18 protein-coding genes are annotated in these 18,255 nt (G+C 62.3%); 6 read left to right on the top strand and 12 right to left on the bottom strand.

All coding sequences use genetic code 11. The annotated features are described in order from the left end of the window. Positions 1-70 precede the first annotated feature (70 nt). The 5 genes from J2X35_RS14800 to dctP all read right to left on the bottom strand — a co-directional run bounded on the left by J2X35_RS14800 (position 71) and on the right by dctP (position 5,941). A complete protein-coding gene (locus J2X35_RS14800) occupies positions 71-1,591 on the bottom strand; it encodes a malonyl-CoA synthase (protein WP_310186864.1) in 1,521 nt (506 codons plus the stop codon). Further along, on the bottom strand, positions 1,588-3,024 hold the full coding sequence (locus J2X35_RS14805) for a malonyl-CoA decarboxylase (RefSeq protein WP_310186866.1): 1,437 nt from the start codon (positions 3,022-3,024) through the stop codon (positions 1,588-1,590). Before J2X35_RS14805 ends, J2X35_RS14800 begins: the two co-directional genes overlap by 4 nt. Further along, on the bottom strand, positions 3,021-4,337 hold the full coding sequence (locus J2X35_RS14810; RefSeq protein ID WP_310186868.1) for a TRAP transporter large permease: 1,317 nt from the start codon (positions 4,335-4,337) through the stop codon (positions 3,021-3,023). Before J2X35_RS14810 ends, J2X35_RS14805 begins: the two co-directional genes overlap by 4 nt. Beyond that, positions 4,334-4,909: a TRAP transporter small permease gene (locus tag J2X35_RS14815; RefSeq protein ID WP_310186870.1), complete on the bottom strand. Its 576-nt coding sequence runs from the start codon at positions 4,907-4,909 to the stop codon at positions 4,334-4,336. Before J2X35_RS14815 ends, J2X35_RS14810 begins: the two co-directional genes overlap by 4 nt. 66 nt (positions 4,910-4,975) lie before the next feature. Continuing rightward, on the bottom strand, positions 4,976-5,941 hold the full coding sequence (gene dctP / locus J2X35_RS14820) for a TRAP transporter substrate-binding protein DctP (protein WP_310188692.1): 966 nt from the start codon (positions 5,939-5,941) through the stop codon (positions 4,976-4,978). A 185-nt stretch (positions 5,942-6,126) separates the two neighbouring features. Between dctP and J2X35_RS14825 the strand changes: the two genes are divergently transcribed. The 3 genes from J2X35_RS14825 (at position 6,127) to uxuA (ending at position 9,870) form a co-directional block, all read left to right on the top strand. Next, the gene (locus J2X35_RS14825) at positions 6,127-6,786 is read left to right on the top strand and encodes a GntR family transcriptional regulator (RefSeq protein WP_310186872.1); all 660 of its coding nucleotides are present in this window, start codon (positions 6,127-6,129) and stop codon (positions 6,784-6,786) included. A 436-nt stretch (positions 6,787-7,222) separates the two neighbouring features. Further along, positions 7,223-8,698: a mannitol dehydrogenase family protein gene (locus J2X35_RS14830; protein WP_310186874.1), complete on the top strand. Its 1,476-nt coding sequence runs from the start codon at positions 7,223-7,225 to the stop codon at positions 8,696-8,698. Continuing rightward, positions 8,695-9,870: a mannonate dehydratase gene (uxuA, locus tag J2X35_RS14835; protein WP_310186875.1), complete on the top strand. Its 1,176-nt coding sequence runs from the start codon at positions 8,695-8,697 to the stop codon at positions 9,868-9,870. Before J2X35_RS14830 ends, uxuA begins: the two co-directional genes overlap by 4 nt. Positions 9,871-9,988: 118 nt before the next feature. Here the strand turns inward: uxuA and J2X35_RS14840 are convergent, their stop codons facing one another. From J2X35_RS14840 to J2X35_RS14865, 6 genes are all read right to left on the bottom strand, one after another. Further along, on the bottom strand, positions 9,989-10,396 hold the full coding sequence (locus J2X35_RS14840) for a F0F1 ATP synthase subunit epsilon (RefSeq protein WP_056112152.1): 408 nt from the start codon (positions 10,394-10,396) through the stop codon (positions 9,989-9,991). 100 nt (positions 10,397-10,496) lie between these two features. Then, complete coding sequence (gene atpD / locus J2X35_RS14845) at positions 10,497-12,095, bottom strand: F0F1 ATP synthase subunit beta (protein ID WP_056112149.1); 1,599 nt, start codon at positions 12,093-12,095, stop codon at positions 10,497-10,499. Positions 12,096-12,164: 69 nt separating this feature from the next. Further along, positions 12,165-13,046: a F0F1 ATP synthase subunit gamma gene (locus tag J2X35_RS14850; protein ID WP_310186877.1), complete on the bottom strand. Its 882-nt coding sequence runs from the start codon at positions 13,044-13,046 to the stop codon at positions 12,165-12,167. A 42-nt stretch (positions 13,047-13,088) separates the two neighbouring features. Then, on the bottom strand, positions 13,089-14,618 hold the full coding sequence (gene atpA, locus J2X35_RS14855; protein ID WP_056112145.1) for a F0F1 ATP synthase subunit alpha: 1,530 nt from the start codon (positions 14,616-14,618) through the stop codon (positions 13,089-13,091). Continuing rightward, on the bottom strand, positions 14,618-15,178 hold the full coding sequence (locus tag J2X35_RS14860; RefSeq protein WP_310186879.1) for a F0F1 ATP synthase subunit delta: 561 nt from the start codon (positions 15,176-15,178) through the stop codon (positions 14,618-14,620). Before J2X35_RS14860 ends, atpA begins: the two co-directional genes overlap by 1 nt. Before the next feature lie 235 nt (positions 15,179-15,413). Then, positions 15,414-15,809 (bottom strand): DUF4345 family protein, encoded by a 396-nt coding sequence (locus J2X35_RS14865; protein WP_056112139.1) that lies wholly within the window; start codon positions 15,807-15,809, stop codon positions 15,414-15,416. Positions 15,810-16,411: 602 nt separating this feature from the next. Here J2X35_RS14865 and J2X35_RS14870 point away from each other — a divergent pair. The 3 genes from J2X35_RS14870 to J2X35_RS14880 all read left to right on the top strand — a co-directional run bounded on the left by J2X35_RS14870 (position 16,412) and on the right by J2X35_RS14880 (position 17,509). Next, on the top strand, positions 16,412-16,675 hold the full coding sequence (locus J2X35_RS14870; protein ID WP_310186881.1) for a hypothetical protein: 264 nt from the start codon (positions 16,412-16,414) through the stop codon (positions 16,673-16,675). After that, positions 16,672-17,040, top strand: a complete 369-nt coding sequence (locus J2X35_RS14875; protein WP_056112134.1) for a hypothetical protein — start codon at positions 16,672-16,674, stop codon at positions 17,038-17,040. Before J2X35_RS14870 ends, J2X35_RS14875 begins: the two co-directional genes overlap by 4 nt. Positions 17,041-17,230: 190 nt before the next feature. Continuing rightward, entirely contained in the window at positions 17,231-17,509 is a 279-nt protein-coding gene (locus J2X35_RS14880; RefSeq protein WP_310186884.1) for a DUF1488 domain-containing protein, read from the top strand. A 34-nt stretch (positions 17,510-17,543) separates the two neighbouring features. Here the strand turns inward: J2X35_RS14880 and J2X35_RS14885 are convergent, their stop codons facing one another. Continuing rightward, positions 17,544-18,239 (bottom strand): aspartate/glutamate racemase family protein, encoded by a 696-nt coding sequence (locus tag J2X35_RS14885; RefSeq protein WP_310186886.1) that lies wholly within the window; start codon positions 18,237-18,239, stop codon positions 17,544-17,546. Positions 18,240-18,255 lie beyond the last annotated feature (16 nt).

Genomic DNA, 18,255 nt, shown 5'->3' on the forward strand with positions numbered 1-18,255 from the left:
CGCGACGGCGCCTATATATGCGATCTGCGGTCAGCCTCATCTTTCAATTGCAGGGCCCGCCTCGGTATTTTCAGGCATTTACCGCGTTATAAAGGGTGGCGTAGCTTTCGCGCAGGACATTTTTCTGCACCTTGCCCATCGTGTTTCTCGGCAGTTCATCGACCAAGATCACACGCTTGGGTTGCTTGTAGCGGGCAAGCCGATCCTTCAGCCCTTCGAGAACGGTCCTCTCATCCAGCGTTGCGCCGGGTTTACATACAACGAGCGCGGTGACGCCTTCGCCGAAGTCGGGATGTGGCACCCCGATGACGGCGCTTTCGACAACTCCCGGCATCTGGTCGATCTCGTTCTCCACTTCCTTCGGATAAATGTTATAACCGCCGGAAATGACGAGGTCCTTGCCGCGGCCGACAATGTGGACGTAGCCGCGCTCATCGATCTTGCCGAGATCACCTGTGATGAAGAAGCCGTCTTCGCGGAACTCGCTCCTGGTCTTTTCGGGCATGCGCCAATAGCCCTTGAACACGTTCGGTCCGCGCACCTCGATCATGCCGGTCTCGCCGTCGGGGAGTTGATCGCCGCTGTCCGGGTCGACCACCCGCAGCAAGACGCCGGGCAAAGGGAAGCCGACAGTGCCGGCAACGCGGTCGCCGGCATAAGGATTGGACGTGTTCATGTTGGTTTCGGTCATGCCGTAGCGCTCGAGGATGGCGTGTCCGGTCTTCTCCGCGAAGGCTCGGTGCGTTTCGGCAAGCAGAGGCGCGGAACCCGAGATGAAGAGACGCATGCCAGAGGCGGTCTCCCGGGTGAGCCCGGGATTCTGAAGAAGACGCACGTAGAAGGTCGGCACGCCCATCATCGCCGTCGCCGACTTCATCAGGCGCAGGGCTTCATCCGCATCGAACCTGGGGAGAAAATACATCGACGCTCCGGAGAGCAGGACGACGTTCGAAGCCACGAACAGTCCATGCGTATGGAATATCGGAAGCGCGTGGATAAGACGATCCGCGCCGGTGAAGCGCCAATGATCCCGCAGCGTCAAGGCGTTGGACAGCAGGTTATCATGGGTCAGCATCGCACCCTTGGAGCGTCCCGTGGTCCCCGATGTATAAAGGATGGCCGCCAGATCGTCAGGACCGCGATCGGCATCGACAAAGTCGGCATTCTCATTCCGGGCCAGTTCGCGCAGCGAGCCGTCTCCGGCCTCGCTTAGGGTCTCGACATGGGCGCCGTAACGGCCGGCGACGGACAGGATGCCAGCCCGCGCCTCCGGCGCGACGACCACCAGCCGCGGCTCGGCATCGCCGATGAAATAGTCGAGCTCGGCAAGCGTGTAGGCAGTGTTCAGCGGCAGGTAGATCGCTCCGGCACGAATGCAGGCGAGATAGAGCATCAGTGCCTCGGGGCTCTTCTCGACCTGGACGGCAACGCGGTCTCCCGGTCGCACGCCCAGCGTTTTGAGCGCCGCCGCAAACTGGCCGGAGACAGCCAGCATGTCTGCATAGGTCCATGTCCTGCCCGCGGGCGTTTCAATGAAAGATGCATCGGCGACCGCCGCCGCGCGGATCGCGTCGAAAAGATGATTGCTCATGCTGTAAACTCCGTAGCACCTTTCGTCTTTGCCGGCGCGTCGCCTTGCGGATCGGCCGAGGCCTTCGCAGGAAGGGATAGGCTGCGTGACGTTTTCGCCGGCGGAACCATGCGCCGGATCGCCGCGGTGGTAACCACCTCGCCCTTATCGGCGAAGGCCTCGTGATTGACCTCGATGTCATCGAGTTTGTAGAGGTAGTTCACCATGAGTCCATGAGCCTGCTTCATGGCCCGTGTCGAGCGGTCGCCCAGAAAATTGATGCGCTCCAGGCGGGCCCCGTTGCCGAGATGGAACCGGGCGACAGGGTCCGGCAGACGACCGTCGGTCAGCCTCGCCCTCAGAAAATACCGGGCGGCGGCGGCTGTGATCACCGGCTGTATCGCCGCGACGGCTTCGTGGTTGTCCGCCCACCCAGGCTCGTTCAACCTTGCCAGAGCGGCATTGTCGGCCTGCGACAGTGCATCGGATGCCTCCGTCCGCCGCTCGCGTTCAAGCCATTCGGCAAAGCCGGACACCGGCGAGAGCGTCACGAAGGTATCGAGCCCGGGCAATTCCCGTCGCAGGTCCTCAACGACTTGCTTGATGAGAAAGTTGCCGAAGGAGATGCCGCGAAGACCTTCCTGGCAGTTGGAGATAGAATAGAAAACCGCCGTCGTCGCCTCGGTCGCGCGGATCGGCGCGCGATCCTCGCTCAGCAGGTCGCCGATGCCCGCGGGTATGTCGCGGGTCAACGCCACCTCGACGAAGATCAGCGGTTCGTCGATGAGTTGCGGGTGAAAAAAGGCGAAGCAGCGGCGGTCCTCCGGGGCGAGGCGTCTGCGCAATTCGTCCCAGCCGCCAATGTGGTGCACCGCTTCGTAGCGAATGATCTTTTCAAGGATATCGGCTGGCGTCGACCAGCTGATCGGCCGCAGCACCAGGAAACCGCGGTTGAACCACGAGCCGAAGAGATGGGCGAAATCCGCATCGACCGCGGCGAGGTCCGGGTCCTTCGCCTTCAGCCCCAGCAGCACCTCGCGCATTCTGACCAGCGTGGCGATGCCGTTCGGCGCGAGGTTCAGCCGTCGGATCAGCTCCTGGCGACGAGGCTCGGCGGCGTGATGCAGTTCGAGCAGCGCCTTCGGGCTCCGGCTTGCGCGGTAAGCATCGATCGCAGCTTCCAGACGCTCGCTCCTCGGCCCGAACCGCGCGACTAGCATGCGCATGAAGTCACGCTGCTTGTCCGTGTCGAAAGCCTGCCACCGGTCGAGAATGTCCTTGGCCAGCGCCATGCCAGACGCCTCGCCACGGCTGGTCAGCAGCGCCTCGCATTGGACCTCGATAGAGCCGAGCGGATTGCCGCGAGTCTCGCGCGCAGGGCCGAACGACAGAAATCGCCTGCCCCGATCGGCAATCGTCAGCAGCATGTCGCCGAAGAAGGAGGTCGTATTCATTGGACGTCCCCCAGCATCTGGTTGGGCAGCCAGGTGGCGATGTCGGGGAAGATGCATAGAATGAGGATTGCCAGGAACATGACCAGCACATAGGGCAGCGCCCCCCACAGAATGTCCTTCGTCGGTATTGTCGGGGCGATGGCGTTGATGACAAAGAGATTGAGGCCGATGGGCGGCGTGATCAGTCCGACTTCCATGTTGATCGTCAGGATGATCGCGAACCAGTATGGGTCGAAGCCGGCTTGTGTGACGATTGGAAACAGCATCGGCGCCGTCATCACAATGACGGCGACCGGCGGCAGGAACATGCCGCAGATCAACAGGAACACGTTGATGACCAGCATCAGGACCCACGGGTTCACATCCATGCCACCAATCGCGCCGGCAACCGTCTGAGTGATGAACAGCGATGACAGTGCGAAGGCGAAGAGTTCGGCGGCGGCCATGATCATCATGATCATGACGCTCTCGCGCATGGCTGAGCCAAAGATTTTGGCGATCGGTCGCGCCCGGAACAGACGGTAGGCGATAACCACCACGGCCAGCGTGAGGAACGCGCCCGCACCGGCCGCCTCCGAAGGGGTGGCGATGCCGCCGTAAAGGACATAGAGCGTGCCGGCGATGATGAGCAGGAACGGCAGCACGCGTGGCAAAGCGGAGAGCTTCTCCCGCAGCGTGTAACGGACCGCACGGGCGTCTAGCTCAAAGCCCTTGCGCCTGCAGTCGATCACCGCCCAGATCATGAACATGATCGTCAGCATGATACCGGGAACAACGCCGGCCATGAACAGGCGTCCGATCGAGGTTTCCGTCGCAATGCCGTAGACGATCAGCGTGACGGACGGCGGGATGAGAATGCCGAGGGTGCCGCCCGCGGCGATCGAGCCGGTGGCGACAGTCGTTGGATATCCACGTTTCAGCATCTCCGGGATGCCCATCTTGCCGATCGCAGCGCATGTCGCCGGCGATGATCCGGTCATGCCGGAAAAGATGGCGCAGGCGCCGATATTGGACAGAACAAGCCCGCCAGGAACACGGTTCAGCCAGCGGTCGAGCGCGGTGTAGAGGTCCGATCCCGCAGGCGAGGACGCGACCGCTGCACCCATCAGCACGAACATCGGGATCGACACGTAGGCCAGATTAGCGATGCCCGAGAACACGGTGTCGCCGAGTACGTAGAAGATCGCCGCCCCACTCTGCAGGTAGAGTGCGCCGAAAGCCGCGAGGCCCAGCGCAAAGGCAATCGGCATGCCTGTTCCAAGAAGCACGAAAAGACTGGCGATGATCATCAGTCCGGCGAGTGTCGGGCTCATCGCTTGGCCTCCTTGAGAAGGGTTCTCGGATCGGGACTGTCGATCACGGGGATTTCGGCAACCGGTGCATGACTTTCATCCGGCACCACGCCGGTCGTCACGAGAACCAGGATCTGAGCGACATATTGGAGGCAAAGCGCGGCAAAGCCGATCGGCAGGGCTACCAACGGCACCCAGAGCGGCGGAGCCCAGACGCTGGAATGCTTCCAGTTCCCAGCCCATGCATCATGGAACTGCACCCAGGTCGCCGCGAGCATGATCGCGCAGAACGCGAGGCCCAGCACGCTGCCGAGGAGCTTGAGGCGCAGCCGGGCCCGGTCTCCGACCAGCATTTCGACCACGTCCACGCCGACATGGCCGCCCTTCAACAGCACGTAAGGCGCCCCGAGAAACATCGCGGCGGTCGCGGAGAAGATGACGAAATCCGTCTGCCAGATCGTCGGAAGACGGAATATATAGCGCATCAGGATCATCTGGCACACCACGAGCATCGCGGCGACGATCAGGAGCGTTGAGAGGACCGCGAGCGCGCGCGACAGGGCGCCGACCGCCTTGATATATATGTTCATCATCCAGACGTCCTCGCAGATGAGACCGGGTGACGGCGGATCTTGGCGCCGCCGCCGTCCCTGGTGCGCTCATTGCACGGCAAGAGCCTTCTCGATCAGCTTGTCGCCGCCCGGGACCTTCTCGGCGAACTTCTTGTAGGAGGACTGCTTGGCGATTTCGAGCCAGGCATCATAATCGGCCTTCGACATCTCGACGACTTCGACGCCCGCCTTCTTGTAGGCGTCGATCATCATCTGGTCGCCCTTGCGCACTTCCTCATTGAAAAAGGCCTCGGCCTTGTCGGCCGCCGCAAGGATCGCCTTTTGCTGCTCCCCGGTCAGCCCTTCGAAGACCTTCTTCGAAACCAGCACCGGTTCGTACATGAACCAGAGCGCGTTTTCGCCGGGAGCCGTCAGGCACTTGGCCTGCTCGAACAGCCGGTAGGAGACGAAACTCGCCGACGAGGTGTTCGCCGCATCGAGAACGCCGGTCTGCATTCCAGTGTAGATTTCGGATGAAGGCATCGAGGAAATCGATGCGCCCGCTGCGACCAGCATCTCCTCGAAGGCCGGACCAGCCGCGCGGATCACCTGGCCCTTGATCGTATCGGGCGAAGTAATGCAGCCCTTTTTGGATGCGAATGCGCCGGAAAGCCAGGCATCGGCGATCACCATCGCGCCGGCGTCGTCGACGATCTTCTTGATGTCCTTCATGAAATCGGAATCATTAAGCCGCAGGGCGCGGTCGGCGTTGCCAACGAGACCCGGCATCAGCGTCGCGGAGAATTCCGGATGCCGCCCGGAGGCGTAGTCCAGCGGGAAGGATGTCATGTCGAGCAGTCCGCGCGTGACCGCGTTCCATTGGTCGTTCGGCTTGTAAAGCGACGATCCGGGGAACACCTGAATTTCCAGATCGACATTCGCGGCCGCGACCTCTCGGGCAATGATCTGCACCATTTCGTCGCGGATATCGCCCTTGCCCCCCGGAAACTGATGCGAAGCCTTGAGAATGGTCGTTGCTGAAGCGTCCGTAGCTGCAAAACCGCCGACGATCATCGCCGTGGATAGGCAAAGCGCTTGAATGAAGTGTCGCAATATTTCCTCCCTGGGTTTCGGCCCTCCAGCCGACAAGACGGCAGTTGAGAGCCTTCTGTACGCATTGTCAATTGGATTGTATGCAATTTGTGCTGTATTGCTCAACGTTACTTGCGAGAAGCGCGCAAACAAGCCATTGTCGTTGAATGAAGATCAATCAGTCGAATCGCCTGAAGGCCCAAATCGAAGAGGAAATCGCCACCGGCGCCCTGCAACCCGGGGAGCGTCTCGATGAGGCCTCACTTGCTGCACGCTTTGGTGTGTCTCGAACGCCGATCCGTGAAGCTTTGCAGCAGTTGTCGATCGCCGGCCTGATCGAGCATCGTCGTCATCGCGGTGCGGTGGTCAGCGCCCCCGATCCAAAACAATTGCTTGAAATGTTCGAATTGATGGCCGAGTTCGAAGCGATCTGCGCCCGCTCCGCCGCACGCCGGATGCTGGTTTCGGACGAGGCCGAGCTGAAGACGACGCTCGAAGCCTGTCGGCGCGCTGCCGACGCTGGCGATACGGACGCATATTATTACGAGAATGAACGGTTTCATCGTGCGATCTACATCGCCGGGGGCAATGCGTTCATCGCCGACCAGGCAATGGCGCTGCACCGACGGTTGGCGCCTTTCCGACGCCTGCAATTGCGGGTTCGCAATCGCATGAAGACGTCGCTCGGTGAGCATGAGGCCATTATCGACGCGTTGCTCAACGGTGATGGCAATCTCTCTGCATCTCGAGCCTATGCACATGTTGCCGTACAAGGTGAACGGTTCGGCGATCTTTTGACATCCATAAATCGCGCGGCGGCTGAGTAGTGGGCAGCATTGCTCCATTCGCTTCACTGTGTTTCGGCTTGGAACAAGGACCCCGTTCCAGGGGTGACCCGCGTCCAGAAAGGACCCCTGTAAACGCAGGGTTATCACACTGCCTTCGGTTTTATCGGAGGCTTTTGTTTTGCGTGTTGGTTGTGGAGACGATTGCGAAGATGCGGCGGCTTTCGCTTGTCCAGGGAAGTCGATCAAGGAGATCTGCCGCGAGTTGCGGATGATGCCGGCGAGATGGCTATTGCCGAAGCGATGTTTTTCCAATAGTGCGACATGGGCGCGACATCGGTTGTGAATTTCCATGTTTTGCGCGGGTTGGCGGCAGATTCCTAATCTGTAGGTCAGGTTCGATTCCTGTCGGGATCACCACGCATTCGCGGCTCCAGAGCGTCCAGTGCCATGTCAATGTCGATTTTCTGGATTGCCGATGTCTCCTGAACGCCTGTCGAGCCGAACGCTTTCCACGCTGCCAGCTGACGTGGCAAAGCCGGCTTACGAGCGCGCGCTTATTCGGCCGGGCATCGTCCATCTCGGCGTCGGCGCCTTTCACCGTGCGCATCAGGCCGTCTATGTCGACGATTGCCTGGCCGCCGGCGAAACGGACTGGGGCATTGTCGGCGCGTCGCTGCGCAGCGCTGACACACGCGATGCGCTCGGCCCGCAGGACGGGCTTTACACACTGGCGGTTCGCGATGGAGAAGGTGAGCGGCTGCGGGTCGTCGGATCGATCCTGTCCTTGCTTGTGGCGCCTGAGAACCCCGAGGCATTGCTGGCCGTCCTTACCGATCCCGGCGTTCGCATCGTCACGCTGACGATCACCGAAAAAGCCTATCTGCGGGCGGCCGGTGGCGGGCTGGACATGACACATCCCGATATCGTCCACGACCTTGCCAATCCTGGTGCGCCGAGAACAGCGCACGGATTTCTCGCCGAGGCGCTGGCGCGGCGGCGGAAAGCGGGCATACCGTCCCTTACTGTGCTGAGTTGCGACAATCTTCCGGCCAATGGTGAGACGTTGCACGCACTGCTGAGCGAGTTCGCCAGCCTGAGGGACGCCGGTCTGGCGCGCCATATTGCCGAAGACGTCGCGTTTCCGTCCAGCATGATCGACCGCATCGTGCCGGCGACGATCGAGACGGACAGGGCGCGGCTTTCGTCGCTGCTTGGCGTGGAAGACGCCTGGCCGGTGGTGACCGAGCCCTTCTGCCAATGGGTGGTCGAGGATCGGTTCCCGCAGGGCCGGCCGGCCTGGGAACGGTTCGGCGTCACCATGGTCGCGGATGTGCGCGCCTACGAGGATATGAAACTCAGGCTGCTCAACGGGTCGCACTCGGCCATCGCCTATCTTGGCCTGCTCAGCGGGCATGAAACGGTCGACCGCGCCTTCGCCGATCCGCATATCAGGGCCTTCGTCGATGGGCTTTGGGCGGAAGCCATTGCGACGCTGCCGGCCGGGCTCGATACGGAGGGTTATACGCGGCGCCTGGCGCGCCGCTATGCCAATCCGGCGCTCGCCCACCGCACGGCGCAGATTGCCAATGACGGCAGCCAGAAGCTGCCGCAGCGTATTCTAGGCTCGGCGCTGGACAGGCTTGAGGCAGGCGCATCGCCGGATCACCTCATGCTCGCCGTCGCCGCCTGGATCACCGCCTGCGAGATGCGCGGAGGGACACTGCGCGGCCAATTCACAGACCCGCTGGACGAACCGCTTTCAGCCCTTGCCGGACGGCATCTGCCTGCGACAGAGATGGCGCGGGCCGTTTTCGACCTTGCAGGTTTTGCCCGGGACCGGGCCGGGCGGGACAGACTCATCGAATTGACCGCGGCGCATCTCGACAGGCTGCGGCGCGACGGACCAACGGCCGTCCTGGCCGTCCTGGCTGAAAAGGGGAGGGTTGCATGAGACAGACCTGGCGCTGGTTCGGGCCGGACGATCCGGTAACGCTGGCGCATGTGCGGCAGGCCGGCGCTGTCGGCGTCGTCAGCGCGCTGCATCACCTCAATGACGGGCGCGCCTGGCCGGCGGATGAACTCGCCCGGCGCAAGGGGGAGATCGAAGCGGCGGGGCTGACCTGGGATGTGGTCGAAAGCATCGTCGTGCATGAGAATGTCAAGTCCCGGACGGGCAATTTCCGCGAACTGATCGACAAGTACAAAGCCTCGATCCGCGCGGTGGGGGCGGCCGGTATCCGCACTGTCTGCTATAATTTCATGCCGATCACCGACTGGACGCGGACGGACCTTTTCTATCCGATGGCCCATGGCGGCACGGCGCTGCGTTTCGACATGATCGATTTCTGCGCCTATGATGTGCTGATTCTCGAAAGACCGGGCGCCGAGGCCGACCATCCGGCTGAGCGCATCGAAGCGGCGCGAAAGCGGCTTGCCGCGATGAGCGAGAGCGACACGGCGAAGCTGGAACAGAACCTCATCGGCTGGGTGCCGGCGCGGGAATTTGTCTTCGACCGCGCCAGCTTCCGCAGGACGCTCGACCAGTATCGCGACATCACGGCCGACGGCTTGCACGAAAATCTCGCCGCTTTCCTGCGCGAAATCGTGCCGGTGGCGGAGGAGGCGGGCGTCAAGATGGCGATCCATGCCGACGATCCTCCCTTTTCGCTGTTCGGCCTGCCGCGCATCGTCTCCGGCGCGGACGGCGCGCGACGGCTGCTGGCAGCCTGTCCGTCACCATCCAATGGGCTGACCTTCTGCACCGGCTCCTACGGGGCGGGGCGGGGCAACGATCTGGTCGCCATGGCGAAGGAGTTCGCCAGCGACATCCATTTCGTTCACCTGCGCAACGTCACCAAGGAACCGGACGGTTCTTTCCACGAAGCCGAACATCTCGACGGCGATACCGACATGGTTGCGGTGGTCTCGGTGCTGATCGCCGAGGAGCGGCGGCGCAAGGCGGCGGGCCGCACCGACTGGGAACTGCCGATGCGGCCCGACCACGGCCACGCGCTGACCGACGATGTCGGCGGCGGCCGAAGCCCAGGCTATACCTGGATCGGCCGGCTCAAAGGCCTGGCGGAACTGCGCGGCGTGATGCGGGCGGTGGAGGCGTTGAGTTGAACGAGTTGGGCGACGTCACCTGCACACGGTGACAACGCGTCCATTGTGGGCGTCGCTTACAAAAGAGCCGGGCAGATGCCCGGCTTTTTGCATTCGATAGGGAGCTTGCCGGAAATGCTTACGCCGGCAGGATCGCGCCTTCCAGCGTGGTGAGCTGGTCGAGGAATTGCTCGGCCTTGGTGCGGTGTTCGTCAGACTTGGCGTCGGCTGCGTCTTCACGCGCCTCCTGGATGCGGCGGGCGATGTCGGCGCGGTCGATGTCCTTCACCGCGACGGCGGATTCAGCCAGCAGCGTGCAGCCCGAAGGCAGGATGTCGGCGAAGCCGCCAAACACGACATAGCGTTCTTCCTGGCCGCCGACGGCCTTCACGGTCACGACGCCGGGCTTGATCGTGGTCATCACCGGCGCATGGTTGGCCATGACGGTCATCTCGCCCTCGGCGCCCGGAATGACGACCGACTCGACCTGCTCGGAAACGAGCAGGCGTTCGGGGGAGACGAGTTCGAATTGGAAAGCTTCAGCCATGTTTTTCAGGCAGTCGGCAGTGGGCAGTCGGCAATCGCACAATGCATCTCCGAACCCCGTTTCTACCCGACTGCCTACTCCCTATTGCCGATTGCCGTTGTTACGCCGCTTCCGCGGCCAGCTTCTGCGCCTTTTCGACCGCTTCCTCAATGGTGCCGACCATGTAGAAGGCAGCCTCGGGGAGGTGGTCGTATTCGCCGGCGACAAGGCCCTTGAAGCCCTTGATGGTGTCGGCGAGGTCGACGAGCTTGCCCGGCGCGCCGGTAAAGACTTCGGCGACGAAGAAGGGCTGCGACAGGAAGCGCTCGACCTTGCGGGCGCGGGCGACCGTCAGCTTGTCCTCTTCCGAAAGCTCGTCCATGCCGAGGATGGCGATGATGTCCTGCAGCGACTTGTAGCGCTGAAGGGTCTGCTGCACCTGGCGGGCGACCTGGTAGTGCTCTTCGCCGACGACCATCGGGTCGAGCATGCGCGAGGTGGAGTCGAGCGGATCGACTGCCGGGTAGATGCCCTTTTCGGCGATGGCGCGGTTGAGCGTCGTCGTCGCGTCCAAATGGGCGAAGGACGTCGCCGGCGCCGGGTCAGTCAGGTCGTCGGCGGGCACGTAGATGGCCTGCACCGAGGTGATCGAACCCTTGGTGGTGGTTGTGATGCGCTCCTGCAACTGGCCCATGTCGGTGGCCAGTGTCGGCTGATAGCCCACAGCCGAAGGAATGCGGCCGAGCAGCGCCGACACTTCCGAACCCGCCTGGGTGAAGCGGAAGATGTTGTCGACGAAGAACAGCACGTCCTGGCCCTGATCGCGGAAGTATTCGGCGACCGTTAGGCCGGTGAGGCCGACGCGGGCGCGGGCGCCCGGAGGCTCGTTCATCTGGCCATAGACGAGCGCGGCCTTGGAGCCTTCGCCGCCGCCCTTCTTGTTGACGCCGGATTCGATGAACTCGTGATAAAGGTCGTTGCCCTCGCGGGTGCGCTCGCCGACGCCGGCGAATACCGAGTAGCCACCATGCGCCTTGGCGATGTTGTTGATCAGTTCCTGGATCAGCACGGTCTTGCCGACGCCGGCGCCGCCGAACAGGCCGATCTTGCCGCCCTTGGCGTAAGGAGCCAGCAGGTCGAGGACCTTGATGCCGGTGATCAGGATCTGCGCTTCCGTCGACTGCTCGACATAGGTCGGGGCCGGCTGGTGGATGGAACGGCTCTCGGTCGCGTCGACCGGGCCTTCCTCATCGACCGGCTCGCCGATGACGTTGATGATGCGGCCGAGCATGCCGGGGCCGACCGGAACGGTGATGGGAGCGCCGGTGTCATAGACGGCCTGACCGCGGACGAGGCCTTCGGTGGAATCCATGGCGATGCAGCGCACGGTGTTTTCACCGAGATGCTGGGCGACTTCCAGAACCAGCCGGTTGCCGACGTTCTCGGTTTCGATCGCGTTCAAAATGGCCGGCAGATGGCCGTCGAACTGCACGTCGACAACGGCGCCGATGACCTGGCGGACCTTGCCGGCGGCTCCCGTCGCCTTTACGCGCGTCGCCGAACCGCTCTTTGCCGCCACGGCCTTGGCCGGAGCCGCGGCCTTCTTGGCCGGCGCGGCCTTAGCCGGCGCGGCTGCCTTGGCGGGGGCCTTGACGGCCATCTTCACAGGTGCTGCCGCCTTGGCCGGTGCTGCCGCTTTTGGGGTCGCTGCTTTCGCCATCGTCCTTACCCTTTTCTCGTCCTTTGTTTCTCACATGAGGCGCGGGCCAAGCGGCGCCGCTGCACCATGCTAGAGCGCTTCGGCGCCCGAAATGATTTCGATCAGTTCCTTGGTGATCTGCGCCTGCCGCTGGCGGTTGTAGGTGATCGACAGCTTGTTGATCATGTCGCCGGCGTTGCGCGTCGCATTGTCCATGGCGCTCATCTTGGCGCCCATTTCGCCCGCCGCGTTTTCCAGCAAGGCGCGGAAGATCTGCACCGAGATGTTGCGCGGGATGAGATCGGAGAGGATTTCGCCCGGCTCCGGCTCATATTCATAGACGGCGCTGTCGCTGGCGACTTCGCCATTCGCAGCCGGCACTGCCGCCGGGATGATCTGCTGCGCGGTCGGGATCTGGCTGATAACCGATTTGAACTGCGAGTAGATCAGTGTGCAGACGTCGAAAGCGCCTTCGTTGAAGAGGTGGATCACCTTGCGCGCGATGGCGTCGGCGTTGACGAAGCCGAGCGTCTTCACTTCACGCAGATCGACGCGGTCGATGATCAGCGAGGCATAGTCGCGCCTAAGGATGTCATAACCCTTCTTGCCGACGCAGAGGATTTTCACCTGCTTGCCGTCCGCCAGAAGCCGGCGGGCCTGCTCGCGGGCGAGGCGGGCGATCTGCGAATTGAAACCGCCGCACAGACCTCGTTCGGCCGTGCAGACGACGAGCAGATGGGTGTCGTCCCTGCCGGTGCCGGTCATCAGCGCCGGCGCATCGCCGCCGCCGCCAACCGCCTGGGTGATGTTGGCGAGAACCGCGCCCATGCGTTGGGAATAAGGCCTTGCCGCTTCCGCCGCTTCCTGCGCGCGGCGCAGCTTCGCCGCGGCGACCATCTGCATCGCCTTGGTGATTTTCTGCGTCGCCTTGACCGAGGCGATACGGTTACGAAGGTCTTTTAACGAAGGCATGCTTCAAACCCGATTGCGTCTTTCGTCCGTTTCGCCGTCAAATCAGGCGAAGGTCCTGGCGTAGGCGTCGATCTCGGCCTTGAGCTTGCCGCGCAGATCGTCCGACAGCGCCTTTTCCTTGCGGATGGCGTCGAGGATTTCCTTGCCGGCGGAGCGCATATGCGACAGCAGGCCCTGTTCGAACTTGCCGACCTGCGCAACCGGCAGCTTGTCGAGGTAGCCATTGACGCCGGCGAAGATGACGGCAACCTGTTCCTCGGTCTTGAGCGGCGAGAACTGCGGCTGCTTGAGCAGCTCCGTCAGGCGGGCGCCACGGTTCAGCAGGCGCTGCGTCGCGGCGTCCAGATCGGAACCGAACTGCGCGAAGGCGGCCATCTCGCGGTACTGGGCGAGCTCGCCCTTGATCGAGCCGGCAACCTGCTTCATCGCCTTGACCTGAGCGGCCGACCCGACGCGGGAAACCGAGAGACCGACGTTCACGGCCGGACGGATGCCCTGGAAGAACAGGTTGGTCTCGAGGAAGATCTGGCCGTCGGTGATCGAAATCACGTTGGTCGGGATATAGGCCGACACGTCGTTGGCCTGCGTCTCGATGATCGGCAGGGCGGTCAGCGAGCCGCCGCCCAAATCGTCGTTCAGCTTGGCGGCGCGCTCCAGCAGGCGGGAGTGCAGGTAGAACACGTCGCCCGGATAGGCTTCGCGGCCCGGCGGGCGGCGCAGCAGCAGCGACATCTGGCGATAGGCGACGGCCTGCTTCGACAGATCGTCATAGCTGATCAGCGCGTGCATGCCGTTGTCGCGGAAATATTCGCCCATGGTGCAGGCGGTGAACGGCGCCAGGAACTGCATCGGCGCAGGATCGGAAGCGGTGGCGGCGATGATGATCGAATATTCCAGCGCGCCGCGCTCTTCCAGTACCTTGACGAACTGCGCGACGGTCGAGCGCTTCTGGCCGACGGCGACGTAGACGCAGTAAAGTTTTTCCTTCTCGGGACCGTTGTCGTGGACCGACTTCTGGTTGAGCATGGTGTCGAGGATGATGGCGGTCTTGCCGGTCTGACGATCGCCAATAACCAGCTCGCGCTGGCCGCGGCCGACCGGGATCAGCGCATCAATGGCCTTGAGGCCGGTCGACATCGGCTCGTTGACCGACTTGCGCGGAATGATGCCGGGCGCCTTGACGTCGACGCGCATGCGCTTCTCGGCCTTGATCGGGCCCTTGCCGTCGATCGGATTGCCGAGCGCGTCGACGACGCGGCCGAGAAGGCCCATGCCGACGGGGGCATCGACGATAGCGCCGGTGCGCTTGACGGTGTCGCCTTCCTTGATGTCGCGGTCGTTGCCGAAAATGACGACGCCGACATTGTCGCTTTCAAGGTTGAGCGCCATGCCGCGGATGCCGCCGGGGAACTCGACCATCTCGCCGGCCTGAACGTTGTCGAGGCCGTAGACACGGGCGATGCCGTCACCGACGGACAGCACCTGGCCGACTTCGGAGACTTCAGCCTCCTTGCCGAAATTCTTGATCTGGTCCTTGAGAATTGCGGAAATTTCCGCGGCGCGGATGTCCATCAGCCGACCTCTTTCAGTGCAAGCTTGAGCGAATTGAGTTTGGTTTTGAGCGACGTATCGATCTGGCGCGAGCCCATCTTCACCACCAGGCCACCCAACAGGGATGGATCGACGGTGACAGCAATCGCCACATCCTTGCCGGCCACTTTCTTGAGCGTGGTCTTCAGCTCGGTTTCCTGCGCCGGCGTCAGCGCGTGGGCGGAAGTCACCTCGGCGGCGGCCTCGCCGCGATGCTCGGCGGCGATCCTGCGGAAAGCCCGGATCATGGCAGGCACGGCGAAAAGGCGGCGGTTGGCGGCGACCACTTTGAGGAAGTTGCCGGCCAGCCCGGCGATCTTTGCCCTGGTGACGATGGCGGCGATTGCCCTGGCCTGATCCTCGGCGGCAAACACCGGGCTCTTGATCAGGCGCTGGAGGTCTTCGCTGCCATCGAGCAGCGCCTCGAATCGGCCGAGATCGGCCTCGACCCTGGCGATCGAATTTTCCTGCCGGGCAAGCTCGAACAGCGAGCTGGCATAGCGTTCTGCGACACCGGAAACTGGTGAGGAGGACTGGGCCACGGACCGTCTTTTCTCTTGTCTGACAGGCCGCAGATTGTTGGCGCGAGTACGAACTCTGGCTAAATCTTTGACCTTGCTGCTTTTTTCCAAGCACGGGAGAGCGGCTTCCGCTACCCCGGCCGAAAGTCGATTGCCGTCTAGCACAGCCCTTTTAGGACCGCAATGCATCGGCGGGAATGGTTTTCAGGCACTATTGTCGCATGCCGCGTGCGAAGGTCGACCGATCCGCGGCGATTCAGGGCAAAAAGCCGAAGACGAATGCGAGGGGCAGGGCGGCCAGCACCAGTTCCAGAACAAGGGCGGTCCAATTGTAAGGCGTGTTGGCGCCGTCGGACATCATGGACAGCAGGCGGCCGAAGGCGGTGAAGGCCCATGAGAAACCCAGCGCCATATAGAGCCAGGGCTGGGCAAGCAGGATGCAGCAGAGGCTGACGCCGAGATAGAAGCCGGACATCCTTGCCCGGCCTTCGGCGATCGCTTGCGGCTTTCCTTCTTTAGGCTGCAGCCGGAGCAGCCTAAAGCCGATGCCGGGTGCGAGAAAAAGCAGCAGCCCCAACGCCAGCGTGAACACAGCGCTTGACCAGGCCAGCCATTCGCCCTGGCTCATCGGCCACGGAAAGGAAAATTCCATCGCGGTCCCCTCAACTGCGCTTGCGGAATTGAAGGACCACGAGCGCGGAAGTCAAGCGCGGCGGCGATGCAATCGAGACTTTGCCTGGAATTCGCCTTACCAGCTTTCGGACCCGCTTTGCCCTTACCTGCCGGAGCTTTTTCGGGCGCAAGCAAGCCGGTTCCCACGGCACGCCCAGCAACCGGCGGGGTCGCAGGAATATACAATATCGTTCAGATTTCTCATGAGAATCCAACCGGAAGCCGTCAATTGCGATTAAAATAAATAGAACGACAATTTTCCCTTCATTTTCCTATCGACAAGTATTTTGGTGTTTTTATTGCCGCGAGTGACATTTTCTCTTGAAAAGAATTCGATTGTAATCTATTTATAAGTCTGTTGATTTGGCCGAATTGGCTTCGCGGTGTCAGAGACCTACGACCCGCCATCATCACCAAATTCTCGAAGCACATGCTGCGCCTTTCCGGAGCGGCATGCCGCTCCGTTCGAACCTTGCATCATCATCGGCGCTGAGCACGGATGTACTGCCAGCGCGGGGATGACGCGGTGTTCGGACAGGACGGCACGGGAGCGCTGAGTGGGATCCCGCGGAGACCGCAACCATGACAAGCCGTTCCACGCAAAAGATCGTTCATTTTTCCTCGCCCTTCGCGCTGGACGGCTTCGATGCGCTGCAGCCAGCGGGAGACTACGTTGTCAACCAGGACGAGGAGCTTCTGGAAGGCGCGTCGCATCTTGCCTGGCGACGCGTTGCCACATTCATTCATCTGCCGGCGATTGCCGCAAACAGCCTGACCCGGCACATGGTGCCCGTCGATCCGGCTGTTCTCGAAAACGCCCTGCAAAAGGACCAGGAACAACCATGATCGCCACGACCACCATGCTAAGCAATCTCCGTCCTGTCCGGCGCGAAGCCGCCGTGCATCTTTTCGCCATCGGCCAAGTCGTGCGGCTGCGTGGCGGTCTTGGAATGCCCAGTGCGGGCGCGGACATCTTCCACATTACGGGCACACTGCCGCCGCGTGGCGGTTCGCTTCAATATCGAATCCGCAGCGACGAAGAACGTCACGAGCGGGTGACGACGCAAGACAATCTCGAGCTGGTGGCGATGCCACTTGCCGGTGAAGATTCCACCCTCATCGAAAGGACGTTCGGCAATGGCCAAGGGACAGAAACACAGCAATCGGGAAATTCGCAAGCCGAAGCAGGAAAAAGCGCCGCCGAAAGCTGAAACTGCATTCGGCAGTCAGGTCAAACTGACCTCGGGAGCTACCGCGCCGCGTGGGAAGAGCAAGACCTGACATTTGCCTTTGAGACTGCGGAGCGCCCATCGGAGCGTCTTGGCGATCCACGGACGCAGTGAGCGTCGACATGCTGCCGACATCAATCTGACGCAACCAGGACACAGAACGGGCACGGCCATGACACTCAGCTTTCCCAATCCCAGCCGCAGTTTCGACGAGATCAGAAACGCGGTGCGCTTTACGGGTCATGACGGTATGTTCGAGGTGCGTTTCCTCGTCGAGGCTGCCGCGCTTGGGTTTAGCGGGGCGCGGGGCGATGCCGACATGGCCGAAGCGCGCTGTCTTTCCGCTTTCGATGCCGCGCGAGGCTCTATCCACAAGGCAGCGATGAAGGCCTATGCAAATGGCCGTCAAAGCCCTGCCTACATGCTCACAGCTGCCGATCTTCGCGGGTAGCCTTTTCCCACGCGGCGTATCCGCATGACCGGGATCAGCCTAACATAAACGCCACCGCCGCTTCGGCGTGGATGCGGGTGGTATCGAAAACCGGCATATCGAAATCGCGCTGGCCGATCAGCATGGTGATCTCGGTGCAGCCCATGATGACGCCGTCGATGTTGTCGTTCAGCCACATGCGCTTGATTTCGGCGATATAGGCCTCCTTCGAGGCCTCGATGACCAGACCCTGGCAAAGCTCGTCATAGATGATCTTGTGGACGATCTCGCGCCCGGCTTCGTCCGGCACGACCGGCTCCAAACCGTAGCGCTCGGCCAGGCGGCCCTTGTAGAAATCCTGCTCCATGGTGAAGCGGGTGGCCAGCAGGGCCGGGCGCTTGACGCCGGTCTTCTTCACCGCCTCGCCGGTGGCGTCGGCGATATGGACGATGGGAATCGAGATCGCCGCCTGTACCTCGTCCGCCAGCTTGTGCATGGTGTTGGTGCAGATGATGAGGCCTTCAGCGCCTGCCATCTCCAGTTTGCGCGCCGCTTCGACCAGAAGGGCGGCAGCGCCCTTCCAGTCGCCCTCGTGCTGGCGTTCGGCGATCTCGGCGAAGTCAAAGGAATGCAGCAGCAACTGTGCTGAATGCAGCCCGCCCAAGCGGTCGCGGACAATCTCGTTGAGCAGGCGGTAATAGATGGCAGTCGATTCCCAGCTCATGCCGCCAAGCAGGCCAATCGTTTTCATCGCGAATTCCTCATGG

Origin of the sequence: Mesorhizobium sp. BE184 (genome assembly GCF_031457045.1) — a bacterium.
Lineage (GTDB): Bacteria > Pseudomonadota > Alphaproteobacteria > Rhizobiales > Rhizobiaceae > Mesorhizobium.

Coding starts and splice junctions, on each gene's coding strand:
- J2X35_RS14800 (WP_310186864.1), bottom strand. CDS start 1,591: ATGAGCAATCATCTTTTCGACGCGATCCGCGCGGCGGCGGTCGCCGAT.
- J2X35_RS14805 (WP_310186866.1), bottom strand. CDS start 3,024: ATGAATACGACCTCCTTCTTCGGCGACATGCTGCTGACGATTGCCGAT.
- J2X35_RS14810 (WP_310186868.1), bottom strand. CDS start 4,337: ATGAGCCCGACACTCGCCGGACTGATGATCATCGCCAGTCTTTTCGTG.
- J2X35_RS14815 (WP_310186870.1), bottom strand. CDS start 4,909: ATGATGAACATATATATCAAGGCGGTCGGCGCCCTGTCGCGCGCGCTC.
- dctP (WP_310188692.1), bottom strand. CDS start 5,941: ATGATCGTCGGCGGTTTTGCAGCTACGGACGCTTCAGCAACGACCATT.
- J2X35_RS14825 (WP_310186872.1), top strand. CDS start 6,127: ATGAAGATCAATCAGTCGAATCGCCTGAAGGCCCAAATCGAAGAGGAA.
- J2X35_RS14830 (WP_310186874.1), top strand. CDS start 7,223: ATGTCTCCTGAACGCCTGTCGAGCCGAACGCTTTCCACGCTGCCAGCT.
- uxuA (WP_310186875.1), top strand. CDS start 8,695: ATGAGACAGACCTGGCGCTGGTTCGGGCCGGACGATCCGGTAACGCTG.
- J2X35_RS14840 (WP_056112152.1), bottom strand. CDS start 10,396: ATGGCTGAAGCTTTCCAATTCGAACTCGTCTCCCCCGAACGCCTGCTC.
- atpD (WP_056112149.1), bottom strand. CDS start 12,095: ATGGCGAAAGCAGCGACCCCAAAAGCGGCAGCACCGGCCAAGGCGGCA.
- J2X35_RS14850 (WP_310186877.1), bottom strand. CDS start 13,046: ATGCCTTCGTTAAAAGACCTTCGTAACCGTATCGCCTCGGTCAAGGCG.
- atpA (WP_056112145.1), bottom strand. CDS start 14,618: ATGGACATCCGCGCCGCGGAAATTTCCGCAATTCTCAAGGACCAGATC.
- J2X35_RS14865 (WP_056112139.1), bottom strand. CDS start 15,809: ATGGAATTTTCCTTTCCGTGGCCGATGAGCCAGGGCGAATGGCTGGCC.
- J2X35_RS14870 (WP_310186881.1), top strand. CDS start 16,412: ATGACAAGCCGTTCCACGCAAAAGATCGTTCATTTTTCCTCGCCCTTC.
- J2X35_RS14875 (WP_056112134.1), top strand. CDS start 16,672: ATGATCGCCACGACCACCATGCTAAGCAATCTCCGTCCTGTCCGGCGC.
- J2X35_RS14880 (WP_310186884.1), top strand. CDS start 17,231: ATGACACTCAGCTTTCCCAATCCCAGCCGCAGTTTCGACGAGATCAGA.
- J2X35_RS14885 (WP_310186886.1), bottom strand. CDS start 18,239: ATGAAAACGATTGGCCTGCTTGGCGGCATGAGCTGGGAATCGACTGCC.